This is a genomic window from Paenibacillus apis (genome assembly GCF_018333295.1).
Classification (GTDB): domain Bacteria; phylum Bacillota; class Bacilli; order Paenibacillales; family Paenibacillaceae; genus Fontibacillus; species Fontibacillus antibioticophila.
This window is the reverse complement of the sequence record NZ_BORS01000008.1, coordinates 74,849-89,038: the sequence shown is the minus strand read 5'-3', so window position 1 is coordinate 89,038 and position 14,190 is coordinate 74,849. Positions and strand designations below refer to the sequence as shown.

Sequence of the window (14,190 nt, the reverse complement as noted above, 5' to 3'; positions counted from 1 at the left end):
TACATATAATAAAAGTACAGTATGGTTTCTCTCCACTCCTATCCAATATCTGTTGCTCTAAAATGGGCAAGAACCGCTTCGGTTGAGAAGCGGTTTTTTTTTGCGGATTTAGCCAGTTGAGCTCGCGCAGCGTAGGAAACAGAAAACCACCCGCTATGCGGGTGGAGGGAACAAAGGCCGAACCAACAGGATCATTACTCCAGTTTATATTCAATTTATGGTGGCGGTTTAATGGTAAAAGGTACACCTAATTTCTGAACTTTGGCTCTGAATTTAAAAATAGCTGTATAGGGTGCAGTTAGATTCGCAAAAACGCAGCCATTCTGAAAAAAGACAGACTATTAGTTGTACGTGGTACACTTAAGCTTATGAAATTTGGAAATGTCAAGATTTTAGTTGCACTTTATACAATTCATCGACAAGGTGATCCAGTGATCAGCCTAGCGTCTTTAGGTTAAATGAAGAATAATCCGTACATATAAGGCAGTGGAACAAGAGGCAAACTGGAGTGATCTTCCTTGCGATAAGGACTTCGCGGATCAAACAGGCAGGAGCATAGCTCTTCCGCCGTCAAATCGGCTTGTCCATCATGCCCTAACTGCCGCAGGAGCTCCGGGCCGTCTACGATCATGACAGTTCCCGCATTACGTTCGGCAATGGGCTGGGAAGAATAGCTTTGCAGCAAGGAAGACAATGCCTGATCCTGCCAAGGAAGTGTGATCGTCAATCCGTCTAGTTGCTGGGAGGACAGGACGTTATGAAGGATTGCGATTATGCTCTCCGGTTCACCGGCCCATTCCAGCAGCCTGCCCTTGCTTTCCCGCTCCGCATTTACGCTTGACGTGTCCGTGGAAGGGATGCTGAACATGGCAATCCCGACGATCTCACCCGAGGATGAAGCGGCTGTCCGGAAGCAGGGAATTTGATCGCTGACAGCGGCATAAGGAGCGGCATCCACATATTGCTCCAGCTCAGCGACGCTCCAGCCTAATGCAGCAGGCTTCTGTTCAAGTAAGCGATGCAGCGTAAAAATATCAGAGGCTGTAAAATCAGAGATGATATAGGGCGATTCCTTCTGTGAATCTTGCGGGATAAGACTCCCGGCGTGTAGCTCAAACCGCAGCGATTGTCCGAAATAAGCAGCCCCGTTGCGAGTATAGAGAGAGCGGTCACCGGATATGAACAATAGGGGAGCACCGGAAATCCTCGCATAGGCTTGGCATTGCTCCAGCAGTGTACTGGCCAGACCGGCTCCGCGAAATTCGGGATCTGTGCATACCGAGCCGATCGCAAAGGCGTTCACCACGCCGGCTTCCGTACGAATTTGTAATGGGGCCATTCCCATAAATGCTCTTAGCTTGCCTTGGTCATCAAAAGCGCCGAAGGAATGAACTATACCGGGCTGGAATAGTGCCGGAAAGGCGGATCCCATGATCGGCGAACGGTTGCTTCGAAATACTTTGTTAGCCAGCTCGGCCGCTTGGGCCAGTTCGTGCTTGCGTACTTTTCTAATCTGCATAACTGCTCATCCTTTTAAAGTTGAAGTTGATAGGTTCACTCGCTATCTTAACAAACCTCTACTCAAAATAACAGAAGTAGCGAGGCGAGGCAGAAAAAGCCCGGAAATCATCAGTGAGACTGTGATTCCCGGGCTATATAAGTTGAACTGGATCAGATACGTTTGAAAAGACGAAAGTCTGAAGTTTGAATGCAGTTAAATCGTGAAGTCTAAATGCAGCTTAGGGTTTGACAGGAAGACCGTATGCTTCACGAATGAGTGAAAAGTAGTGATCTCCGCGCACCGCTTCGAACTCAGGCCCAAGTGCCTCTGTGATCTCTGCAACATCCGAAGGAGTCAAGCTCCAGGCCAGCAGACCGATCGACACAAATAACGGCGACTTTCCGTCCCAATCCGCTTTTGCCCGCTCCAGAATCTGCACCCCCTCTTGCACGGTGCTGATGCCCTGAATTGTCGATACCGGCAGCGAGTTATCGAGAATTTCCACGCCAAAGCGGTCCTCCCAGCTCAGGAATAAGCCCGGTGCTTTGTAATAGCGCTCATAGGCTTTGGCATAAGAGGAGCCCAGAGGGACGTTCTGACCGTCGATCCGATTCAACGCATAAGTCAGCTCCATACCGGATTTTTGCATATATTTATAGGATTGCTTCAAATAATCGGCAAACGTCGATTCCGGCCAGGCAGCGGGATAGAAGTACCCGGCTCCGGATGGACCGGCAATGATCAGGTCGTTCGCGCTTGCTGTCTGACGGTAGTAGTTCAGGATGGCCGGAGCGGCATCGTATAACAGCGGGCTTGAGGTCCAGTTGATCGGAACTTCTCCCCGTGCTGGATCATCCCACAGAATACGCATGCGGTGCTGGTTGTATTGGAAGTTATCGCCTTCGCTGAAGGTATATGTCACATAAATCTTGTTGTTCAACTTAGGCTGAGGGGATGATTTGGCCCGTGAAGGCTGTATTTTGGTGCCGGAGAACACGGTCAAATTGCTGAACCAGTCGGCTGCCAGCACATATACGCTGTGATTGGAGGCCACTTCTACAGAGCTGAATTCGCCCTCCACATCATTGCTGAACCAGCCCAGATAAGGTGTTCCAGGTTTAACGTCCGACATTATTTTTTCAAACAAGGCTCTTTGCTTTGGATCATTCACCTCGAGCCAGAACACCATTGCTTTATTGGCTACTGCATAATCTCTAAGATAGCCGTAAGGCTCCTTCTGCTCGGAGGAGAGGGGTTGGATATTCCCTGCAGAAACCTTATACTGGTTCCACATATACACCGTAGCGGTCAACTCACGGGTGCCGGCAGGAGGCGTGAATTTGTAGACGAAATAGCGTCCGTTATCGGCAAATCGATGCCCGCCGTCGCCAGCGGAGACTTGAGAGTCCTGACGGTCGTATAAGAAGGCTTTTTCTTCCGGCGTACCGGGAATGAATTGAGCAATCGTCCTGCCGTCCGCTTTAATGATCACTTCATGAACCGCCGAGCCCCATCCGTCCTGGGTGAATGCATCATCAAAGCGCAAATACACAGCCTCTTTACCCAGAAATGAGGTCAAGTCCAGATCATAAGCAGCCTTATTGCTGGCATCGCGAATCGGATCGGTTTCTTGCGCGATAGTCACAAAGGATTCAGGCAGTCCCGCCGGAATCTTGATCGATACGTTCGGACTGAGGCCAACGAGTATCCGGTGCGTGGTTTTGTCCCAAAGCTGCTCGTATTGCCACGTATACGCGTCCAACCGATCCTTGAATTTGCCGCGCAAATCCTGAACAATCTTCAGCTTGTAGGGGGCGGCTTGCAGCTTAACGGCCAACTCTGGACTAACCACGACAGCATCCTTAAGTCCGGCCAAAGTTGTAGCTACATTGATGGAATCGGGGACTTCCGGATCATAGATAATCAGGCCTTTAAGTTCGTTCTTGTATTTCTTCACAATGGTCCAGACATCGTCGTGCAGAACATAAGGAACACGAAGATCCTTCAGCCAGGTTAATTTTCCCTCTTCTTCATTTTCCAGCAGATAGATTCTCGGTTCAGCGCGGTTTACAATGCCTTGGAGCGTAGCCAGCAGCAGCCGGGTATCTCCGGGGGCGTCCAGCACGTTGGCAACATCCAGATGCTTCACGCTTGCAAAGCTGGGAAGTGCTTGCGATGCAGGCCAACTGATTTGGTTTTTTTGTGTAGAACCTGTAGAGGAATGTGCAGATGCTGAGGCGGTGCCAAAGACTAAGGACAGTGTACAACATACAACGAAACATCTGATCGCGAATGTTCGAATCAAGTTCGTTCACCTCATATCCTCGAATTGGGGGTTATCGTCTGGAGTCGCAGGCCTGGCATGAATTCCCTCCTTTCAGACCCTATATTTTAGGTTTAACGACAACACCTAAACAATATGTTAAATATATCCAATGTGGTTTGTCAATAATTTAAACAATATTTTAGAAGATTGACTAAATGACATAAATGATATAACGTAAATATGTAATAGAGAAATAGTAAGGAGAGTCCTATGCAAAATGAACGTAAACCGTTATATATGCAGATTCAACAATACTTTAAGGATTTGATCCTGTCCGGCAAGCTGCGGGAGGCAGACAAGATCCCTTCGGAAAAAGAATTGATGGAGCAGTTCGACGTTAGCCGGATTACGGTGGCGAATGCGCTCATCCAGCTTGCGAAGGAAGGGTGGATTTATCGTATTCCCGGCAGAGGAAGCTTTGTCAGCGAACAAATCGGCGATTTACTGTCACATCAACATCAGCAGGAGAGTGCGGCGCGACTGCTTCCGGAAGGGAGCGGCATCAGCTTTCCGCAGGCGGGAGCAGGTCACGTAGCTCATGGAGATCGATCCCTGGTGATGCCGGGGCAGAATGAGGTGACTCCAGGCTCCATGACGATCGGATTGGTCATGCCGCTTCTGGTCGATTACTTTGCGATCCGGCTGTTGCAAGGGATCAACAGTGTGATCGAGAATAGTCCCTATAACCTGCAAATTGTCCTGACCTATAATTCAATTGACCGTGAAAAGGCGGCGATTCAGGATCTAATCCGCAAGGGGGCTGCTGGACTGATCATTTTCCCTTCCGATGCTGAAATGTACAACGAGGATATTCTGTCGCTTAAAATGCAGGGCTTCCCGTTTGTCCTGATCGACCGGTATTTACCCGGCGTAGCCACCAATGTGGCACGCAGCGACGGGATGGTCGGCGGTCAGCTTGCCGTGGATTACCTTTGGGGATTAGGACACCGCGATATTGCGATCTGCTCGGATTCTCCCTTGCCGACGATTACCGTGGAGGATCGGATCAACGGATACATGGAGGCCATGAAGCAAAAAGAGGCGATGATTAATCCGGCGCTGATCCTGACAGACTTTGCCGTGGATTACAGTGAAATTGATAAGAAACACCCGCTTTACCGGTTCATTAAAAATCAAATTGCCACCGCCTATATTACGCTGAATGGCCGGCTAGGCTTGCATATATACTCCATCTGCAAGGAGCTGGGACTCAGGGTGCCTGAGGATGTTTCGATTCTGACGTTTGACGATCCCTCTCCGGGGCTGCATGAATGGGGCTACTTCTCCCATATTTCACAGTCTGAAATGGAAATGGGGGAAGCGGCGACGCAAATTTTAATGGATATGCTGGAGAACGGGAATTCCAGGGAGCAGGGCTACACCAAAGTGATCCTGGAGCCAAAGCTCATTGAGAGCCAATCCACAGGACCCTTGCGCAGATAGAGCGCAGCATGGAAATGGAACAAATGGAAATGAAACCATCAGAATAAGGATGGATGACACTTGACCTTTGCGTCAGGTGTCTTTTTTTGAAGCAAATTAGCGATAAATGATATATCTAATATCTTGACATAAATGACATACTACAATATATTTAATAATACAATTCGAATTGTAATCCGCAACATGTTTTTGCAGGGCAGAAATCACTAGGAGGTCGCTTGGCTATGGAAAAAACGGCAGAACAGGAGGGAAGGGTTTCTTTCAGCCGGCGCATGGGCAGACATAAGGATGCCATTATCGCCGCCGTCATTCTGATACCGATGTTTTCATTTTGGCTCGTCGTATCGGGGTTCCCAACGTTGTTCGGTTTCGCACTCGGATTTTTTGAGTGGGTCGGATTGGCGGATACGCCGAATTTTATCTGGTTCGACAACTTCGTCAGCTTCTTTAACAATCCGGTCTACACAGACGCATTGTGGCGATCGATATGGCTGGGCGGACTCGTTACGGCGATTACGCTTGGTGCGGGATTCGGGGCCGCGTTACTGATGAACATGCCTCTCTTCGGCAAAGGATTCTACCGCTCGATCTGGTATATCCCGGCTGTCACAGCAACGGTAGCCACAACACAGGTGTTTAACATTTTTCTCGATTCGAATAACGGAGTGATCAATAACATTCTCAAGGCCTTGGGCAAGGACCCGATTGTATGGCAGTATTCCGTAGGCTGGGGCATTTTCTGGATTGTAGTCTATTCGGTCTGGAAGGGTGTCGGGGGTGCGGCGCTAATCTGGCTGGCCGGACTGCAGTCCGTGGATGCGTCATTATACGAGGCGGCGGAAATGGATGGAGCAGGTCGGTTCAGCAAGCTCCTCTACGTAACCATGCCCGGTCTAAAGCCGATTGCGACCTACATTGTAATCACGAACCTGATCGGAGCTATCCAGATTTACGAGCAGGTACTGTTCATTACAAACGGCGGACCATACGGGCAAACGGAGGTGCTTGTCTTCCGGATTTACCGGGACGGCTTCTGGGATTTCAATCTCGGGATGGCCGGAGCCTCTTCGCTCATCATGGCGATCATCGTCATCACAGCTACGGTGCTGTACTATAATTGGTCAACCAAATCCGACAAGCAGACAACGATTCCGATCAAGCCTGTGAACCGAAGCGCGAAGGGGGGAAGCAGCCATGTCCGGAACACGTAACACAAATTTCAAGAAGCAGTTTAAGCCAGCCTATTTTTTCGGTCATATCGTGTTGCTCGGCATTGGCCTGATTCTGCTCTATCCCCTGATCTTCATGGTGCTTGCCGGCTTTTTTACCAAGACAGAATTTACGGCAACCGTGTTGGGGATCTTCCCTATTCCCAAGCAGCCGACATTAGAGAACTTTAAAGCCTTGATTATTGGATCGACGGACTCCTCGGTAGCGATGTATTTCCGCAACTCCGTGATTCGGACGGCATACAACACCTTCTGGGCGATTCTGACTTCCTTTCTCGCAGGGTATGTATTCGCTCGTCTGAAGTTCAAGGGGCGCGAGGTGCTGTTTCTGATTATGCTGGCTACGCAAATGATCCCGGGTACGCTGGCTATTATCCCGACTTATCTGGAGTTTGCCAGATTTCCGTTCGCGGGCGGTAATGATATTTTCACCGGCGGAACAGGGATCCTCAATTCCTGGTGGGTGTATTTGATTGGCGGGCCGAGCATCAATATTATGGGCACGTTTCTAGTCAAGCAGTCACTTGAAAAGGTACCGATTGAAATCGATGAAGCTGCAATTATGGATGGAACCGGAACGTTCCGGCTTATCTTCCAGATCCTGTTCCCGCTGCAGTTGCCGATCATGGCCTTTATCGCGATTACGACAGCGCTCGGGACATGGAATGATTTCATTACCCCGTTCTTCTACACAACCAATGATAATTTGCAAACGCTTCCGGCAGCGATCACCCGATTATCGTCGGTCGGCGCCAGTCCGGGTGCTGTAATCAATTATCCGATGATCATTACCTTAAGCCTTGGCATCACGATTCCAGCCTTGCTGATTTTTGCCTTCTTCCAGAAGTATATTGTACAGGGATTGGCAAATACCGGCATTAAGGGCTGAGCGACTAGTTCGAACATGCATTATCTATAAATATCATGGAGGGGTTCAAGAATGGTATTGAGAAAAATGACGCTCATCGCGCTCACGCTTATGCTTACGATTGGTCTGGCCGCTTGCGGCGGAGGCGGGAATGGCAGTGGAAGTGGAAACAACCAGGCCGGCGGTCAATCCGGAACCGATAATTCGCAAGGAACTAACGAGACCCCGGGAGGAGCAACAATTACCGTCCTCAATGAAGGTGCCGTCGGGGTTGGAGTCGGTGTACTGAATGATTTGCTGGAGAAAAAGAAGCAGGCGTTAATCGCCGATGAAGCCATGAACCCTAGAGTCGTGGAAGAGGATTTCAGCTATACTCCTGGAGAGCCGCTCATGGCTGGCGTCTTCCCTTACTTCTATCAATCCATCATGCTGGAGAAGATGGAAGCTCAGAATATTACGGTAAAAATGGAGGATTGGGGCTGGGGAGAGCAGCTGATCCAGAAACAGACAGCTGGATTCCTGGCAAAGAATATTCCGGACATTATCGTAGGAGAAACACAAATGCCCGGCTTCGCCCAACAAGGCCTGCTAGAGCCCTTCCCTGATGATATGGCACAGGAAATTCGCGAGAATATAGCGCCTGCAGCCTGGAAGCCGATGGAGTATGACGGGAAGATTTACGGCTTCGCCTCGCAGCCCGGGGTAAGCAGCTTGTTCTGGAATAAAAAGCTGGTAAAAGAAGCGGGCCTCGATCCTGAAAAGGCTCCCGCAACCTGGGATGAATTGCTGGAAAATGTACAGAAGGTAACGGAAGCGGGCAAAGGCAAGTACTACGGCGGCGGCGTATATGCCGGTCCGAATGCGGGCGGTTATTTGCGCTACGGTACGCTTCTGGTCATTAACGGCGGCGGGTTTGCTGATGATCAAGGTCAGCCGGTCTTTAACAGTGAGGCGAATGTGGAAACGGTACAGTTTTTGAAAGAGCTGAATGCGGCCCATCCGGCAGGATTGATGGCGAACACCAATGAAGGAACTTATTTCGATGCCTTCAAAAAAGAGCAAATCGCTTACCTGATTGACGGCCCATGGCGTGCCATTGAAAGCTCGCAGATCGGCATTGACTACGGCATGTCGCAAATTCCGTTAAGCTCTGACGGCAAGGCAGGGAATATTACGATCGGCGCGGCATTCCACTCGGTGCCTAAGGACGCGAAGAACAAGGAAGCGGCGTTTGCCTATATCCGGGCGATGTACAGTGATGAGATTCAACAATTGATCGCCGACACTGGCGTACGTTCCCCGGTGCTGAAATCCATCGCGGAGACAGACGAATATCAGGCCGTTCATCCGGAAATGTATCAGCATTATCTGGCCATGGCCGGAAATGTGCAAGGCCTTCCTACCTTTGCGAAGGAAGATTCAAAGATCTGGCAAATGTTTGGCGATGCGGTCACAAAATCCTTGATGACGAATGGGGATATCAAGTCTATTCTGGACGATGCACAGAAGAAGGCGGAAGCGATAACGAAGTAAACTACATTGAAAGAGTGATTCAGCATGCCTTTTGAAACAAATCCAATCATGACCCAAAAAGCAAAGGGACGTTTGTCCAAGCTGCAAAGCTGCATTTATGAGCCAGTCTCCTCACTTGGAGTTACCGCTTGGGTAACCAAGGAGCCCGTAAAGTATAAGGACCGGATCACCGGAACCTCCATCAAGCTGAAGCCCGGTGATAAATGGGGGAATCTATGGGATTGCGCCTGGTTTCATTTCCAGGGAGAAGTCCCGGCCTCGGCTGCGGGAGCAAAGGTTGTCTTGTTGATTGATATCAACGGGGAGCTGTGCCTTGTGGACGAAGCCGGAACGCCGCGACAGGGATTGACGAATGTAAGCTCTGAATTTGATTACAGCTTGGGCATGCCCGGCAAACGCGTAGTGGATATCACCAACGAAGCCCGAGGCGGCGAAGTGATCGATTTGTGGGGAGATGCAGGCTGTAACGATCTGTTTGGTCTTTATCGCAGCGGCACGTTGAAGGAAGCTTGCATTGCCATCTGCCATGAAGAGGCGAGACAGCTCTATTACGACCTGGAGGTGCTGATCGAGCTGTCAGAGCAGCTGCCTGATTCCAGTGCCAGAAAGGCGCGCGTGCTGCAGAGTGTCTATGAAGCGTCCAATCTGCTCGCCGAAATCAATGAAGAAACCGTCCGGTTAGCCAGAGCCAGAGTTGCGCCGGAGTTAGCCAAGAAAGGCGGGGACCCGGTGGTTACCGTCAGTGCCGTCGGGCACGCGCATATTGACTTGGCCTGGCTCTGGCCGATTCGGGAGACGATCCGCAAGGGCGCCCGGACCTTCTCTACCGCGCTTCGGAATCTGGAGAAATATCCGGATTACGTGTTCGGGGCGAGCCAGCCTCAGCTATATGCCTGGATGAAGGAGCACCATCCTGAGCTGTATGCAGAGGTGAAGGAACGTGTCCGTGAAGGGCGCTGGGAGGTCCAAGGTGCGATGTGGGTAGAGCCGGATACGAATATCTCAGGCGGCGAGGCGCTGATTCGGCAAATTTTATATGGAAAGAGATTCTTTCAGGAGGAATTCGGCCAGGACATGAAGGTGCTGTGGCTGCCTGACGTATTCGGCTATACGGGGAGCCTGCCGCAGCTGCTGAAGAAGTCCGGCGTCGACTATATGATGACGCAGAAGCTGTCGTGGAGCGTCTATAATAAGCATCCGCATCACAGCTTCCTGTGGGAAGGCATTGACGGTACGAAGGTACTGACGCACTTGCCGCCGGAGGATACGTACAACAGCCCGGCGGCTCCCCGCTCGCTTGCCAAGATCGAAGAGAGCTATCTGGATCGGAGCGTGTCGGAGCATGCGTTAATGCTGTTTGGTATCGGCGATGGCGGGGGCGGCCCGGGAGAGGAGCATCTGGAGCGCCTGTCCCGGGAGAAGAATCTGCTAGGCTTGCTGCCGGTTGTTCAGGAGCCTGCCATTTCGTTCTTCCATCGGCTGGAGGAGGAGGCTTCACGCTTCCGGACCTACCGCGGCGAATTGTATCTGGAGAAGCATCAGGGAACCTTGACTACGCAGGCAAGGAACAAGTGGTATAACCGTAAGCTGGAGAAGGGCCTGCGGGAGCTGGAATTTGCGTTATCCTTGCTGTGGCTGCTAACGGGAGACGATCATGCTTATCCGGCCGAACGGCTTGAGGTGATCTGGAAAGAGGTTCTTCTGTACCAGTTCCATGACATTCTGCCCGGCTCTTCAATAACACGAGTATATGATGAATCTCTGGAGCGGTACGGCAAGCTGTTGAGTGAAGTACAGACGATGATTAACGAGGCCTACAAGCAGCTCGCAGGCCTGTCCGGAACACCGAAGGGAGAGTCTGTTCTGTTCAATTCACTGCCTTGGGACCGGTCGCAGTGGCTGGAGCGCGGAGGCAAATGGCATTACGTGCAGGTTCCGGCAATGGGCTGGAGCTCGCTTGCAGATGCTGAAGCGAAGCATCCGGATGAGCTGCTGGCCGCGGAAAGTTTCAAGCTGGAAAATGAACGGCTCAGAGTTCTCTTTGATGAGGATGGCAGCATCCTTTCATTGTTCGACAAGCGGGCTAATCGCGAGGTGTTGAAGCAGGGGGCGAAGGCCAATCTATTCTCGGTGTATCACGATGACGGCGATGCCTGGGACTTCCCGCGCGATTACCGGGAGATGATCGCCGGAACAATGAAGCTTGAAGGTGTAAAAGCAAGCCAATCGGGGCCTTATGCTGTCATTGAGCAAGAATACCGCTTCGGCAAATCCACGCTGAGACAGAGAATCTCCCTGGAGCAAGGCGGAGAACTGCTTCGGTTCGATACGGAGGCGGATTGGCACGAGGCCGGTAAAATGCTGCGCGTCGCTTTCCCGGTGAATGTGGCGGCAGATCTGGCGAACTGCGAAATTCAGTTCGGGGTGATGAAGCGGCCTACAACGCGCAACAATCAAATTGAGTTTGCCCGCGATGAAATTTGCGCTCATCATTACATTGACTTGTCTCAGCCGGACTATGGCGCGGCCCTGTTGAATGACAGTAAATACGGACACAGCGCGGAGAACGGGGTACTGGATCTGAATCTGCTGCGCAGTCCTGCTTACCCTGATCCGAAGGCTGATGCGGCTGTGCATAGGTTCACTTACGCGCTGTATCCGCATGAAGGGGATTATATCGAAGCTGCAGTATACCGCAAGGGATATGAGTTGAACATCCCGCTTCATATCGCGGAGGCGTCGGCGGCGAGCCGGGGAGTAGATGCTATGAAGCTTCCGGAAAGCCTGGTGCACATCGACCATCCGAATGTCATGATCGAGGCTGTGAAAAAAGCCGAGGGCAGCGGTCATTTAATTCTGCGCCTGTATGAAACAGCAGGCGCGGGAGCCAAGGCCCGGTTATCTCTGTCCCTGGACTGTCAAACCATCGAGGAGACCGATTTGCTGGAGAATGCGACGGAATTACTGGTTGAACGAAAGAATGAGGCAAGCTTGTGTTTTACACCGTTTGAGATCAAGACCATCCGTATAAAGCTTGCCTAAGCGAGGGGGAGACGCATCGTGAGCGGAAGATCACGAGCAGAGGAGCGAACAGGCTTTCAAGAAGGGAGCAGCTTCGGTCCGGCATATGATCTGCAGGCCGATTTCGTAATGGTGTACGGCATCAATGATTCGATGCCGCGCAGAATTGCCGAATGGGCCGCGAAAGGATACCGGGTACACCTGATGACCGGCGTGTCCTGGGGCGGTTATCAGGATTACTTGAACGGTAAGGTAGACGGACGATCCCACTGGGATGAAGCACAGAAATACCATGACGGGGAGACGATTATCCACGGGACCTCAGCGGATATCCCCTATATGGTGCCGACGGTGAGTTACAGTGATTTCCTCGTGGAGCGGATTCGTCCTGCCGTGGATGCGGGCGTTGAAGCGATCCACCTGGAGGAGCCCGAGTTTTGGGTGGAGGGCGGTTACTCCGAAGCCTTCAAGCGGGAATGGCAAAATTATTATAATGAGCCGTGGATCCCGCCGCATGCCTCGGAGGATGCACAGTATCGCGCCTCCAAGCTGAAGGCCTATCTGTATACCCGATGCCTGGATCGCATCTGCTCGGCACTGAAGGAGTATTCGCTGGTTCGCTATCAGCGGCCGCTTCGCTTCTTCGTACCAACGCACAGCCTGATCAATTATACGCAGTGGAGGATTGTCAGCCCGGAATCGCGGCTGCTGGATTTGCCTTCGATTAACGGCTATATTGCACAGATCTGGACGGGAACCTCACGTACGGCAAATGTGTATGAGGGGACTCGTGCAGAAAGAACCTTCGAGACGGCATTTCTGGAATACGGCATTATGCAGGAGTTGGTGCGCGGCACAGACCGAAAGATGTGGTTCCTGCATGACCCGATTGAGGACGATCCCAAGCGGACATGGGCGGATTACCGGACTAATTACATCAAGACGCTGACCGCTTCACTGCTTCACCCGGATGTTGCCCGCTATGAGGTATCTCCTTGGCCGAGAAGGGTCTTCGAAGGGCAATATCCTGCGGAGCACGGAAATGGGAAAGAGGTGATCCCCTCCGATTATGCGAGCACTCTTCTGACCGTTATGCATTCATTAGGCAATATGGAGCAGGAGGATGTTCAGGTCTATGGGAATCCCGCGGTAACGGGAGTGCTGCTTGCCGATTCGGCGATGTTCCAGCGCAAGGTGATCGGAACGGAAACGGCTGGATTCATGATGAAGTATGACGGCACCAATGAGGTGGAGCTGACCGATGAGGCTGCTGTGGAATTGCTGAATCTGTCGGATTTCTACGGCTTAACGCTGCCATTGGTGAAGCATGGACTTCCGGCAAGGCCTGTCCAGTTGGATAATGTACGGCGGTTTCCCGGTTATCTGGACGGCTACCGGGTGCTTGTGCTCAGCTATGAGTTTATGAAGCCGGAATATCCGGATTTGCACAATGCGCTGGCTCAATGGGTACGGGAAGGCGGGGCGCTGATCTATATCGGTGACGACAGCGATCCCTATCACCAAATCCGGGAATGGTGGAATCAAGGGAAGCGAAAGTACGCTACGCCGCGAGCCCATTTGTTTGAAAGCCTTGGCCTGGACCGTGCTGCTGTCTGTGAAGGGATATCCCCGGTGGGAAAGGGAACAGTCACCTTCTTGCGCATGCATCCCAAGCAGCTGGCACAAAGCCGTAATGCCGCGGACATTTACCGGGCCAAGGTTCGCGAAGCCATGGCGGCGTTGAATGACGCCTCTGAGACCGGAGAAGCGGCCGAAGCCGGGAAGAGGGGAAGGCTGCATTGGGAACCGCTTAATTATTACCGGATTCGCCGAGGACCTTATGTGGTGGCATCCGTGATGACGGAATCCGTCAACGATACACCGCTTATCCTGCAAGGGCGGTATGTGGATCTGCTGGAAAAGGGACTGCCAGTACGCGAGCAAATTACTGTATCGCCCGGGCAACAGGTCCTCCTTTATGATCTGGATTACAAGGAGCGGCAAAGCGGAAAGATTGTGGCAGCCTCGTCCCGTGTTGAGGATTACAATGAGAACGACCGGACGATCACATTTACCGCCAAAGGTCCCCGCCCGCTTCAGGCTATTGTGCGGATACGCTGTGAGTCAAGGCCGGAAGCTGTCACTAACGGGACTGATCCGCTTCACTATGAGTATGATGCCGAATCACAAACATTGGTTATTTTTTATGAGCATGGAGAAGAGGGTACGAACATTACGATTATAAAATAAGTTTAGGGTCCGGCCTTTT

Annotated in this window: 8 protein-coding genes; 6 read left to right on the top strand and 2 right to left on the bottom strand. The window is 51.5% G+C overall.

Annotated elements, in window-relative coordinates; all coding sequences use genetic code 11:
- Positions 1-454: 454 nt before the first annotated feature.
- A complete protein-coding gene (locus KI362_RS12930; RefSeq protein WP_301627550.1) occupies positions 455-1,519 on the bottom strand; it encodes a GNAT family N-acetyltransferase in 1,065 nt (354 codons plus the stop codon).
- 220 nt (positions 1,520-1,739) lie between these two features.
- Positions 1,740-3,650 (bottom strand): GxGYxYP domain-containing protein, encoded by a 1,911-nt coding sequence (locus tag KI362_RS12925; protein WP_301627549.1) that lies wholly within the window; start codon positions 3,648-3,650, stop codon positions 1,740-1,742.
- Between the two features lie 387 nt (positions 3,651-4,037).
- On the opposite strand from KI362_RS12925, the gene KI362_RS12920 reads away from it, so the two are divergent.
- The 6 genes from KI362_RS12920 (at position 4,038) to KI362_RS12895 (ending at position 14,171) form a co-directional block, all read left to right on the top strand.
- Positions 4,038-5,270: a GntR family transcriptional regulator gene (locus KI362_RS12920; RefSeq protein ID WP_301627548.1), complete on the top strand. Its 1,233-nt coding sequence runs from the start codon at positions 4,038-4,040 to the stop codon at positions 5,268-5,270.
- A gap of 224 nt (positions 5,271-5,494) precedes the next feature.
- Positions 5,495-6,481, top strand: a complete 987-nt coding sequence (locus KI362_RS12915; RefSeq protein ID WP_301627547.1) for a carbohydrate ABC transporter permease — start codon at positions 5,495-5,497, stop codon at positions 6,479-6,481.
- Positions 6,465-7,388: a carbohydrate ABC transporter permease gene (locus KI362_RS12910; protein ID WP_044479000.1), complete on the top strand. Its 924-nt coding sequence runs from the start codon at positions 6,465-6,467 to the stop codon at positions 7,386-7,388. The genes KI362_RS12915 and KI362_RS12910 overlap by 17 nt, the downstream gene beginning before the upstream one ends.
- Positions 7,389-7,439: 51 nt before the next feature.
- Positions 7,440-8,900: an extracellular solute-binding protein gene (locus KI362_RS12905; RefSeq protein WP_301627546.1), complete on the top strand. Its 1,461-nt coding sequence runs from the start codon at positions 7,440-7,442 to the stop codon at positions 8,898-8,900.
- Positions 8,901-8,948: 48 nt separating this feature from the next.
- Positions 8,949-11,942: an alpha-mannosidase gene (locus KI362_RS12900; RefSeq protein WP_301627545.1), complete on the top strand. Its 2,994-nt coding sequence runs from the start codon at positions 8,949-8,951 to the stop codon at positions 11,940-11,942.
- An 18-nt stretch (positions 11,943-11,960) separates the two neighbouring features.
- On the top strand, positions 11,961-14,171 hold the full coding sequence (locus tag KI362_RS12895) for a hypothetical protein (protein ID WP_301627544.1): 2,211 nt from the start codon (positions 11,961-11,963) through the stop codon (positions 14,169-14,171).
- Positions 14,172-14,190: the final 19 nt, after the last annotated feature.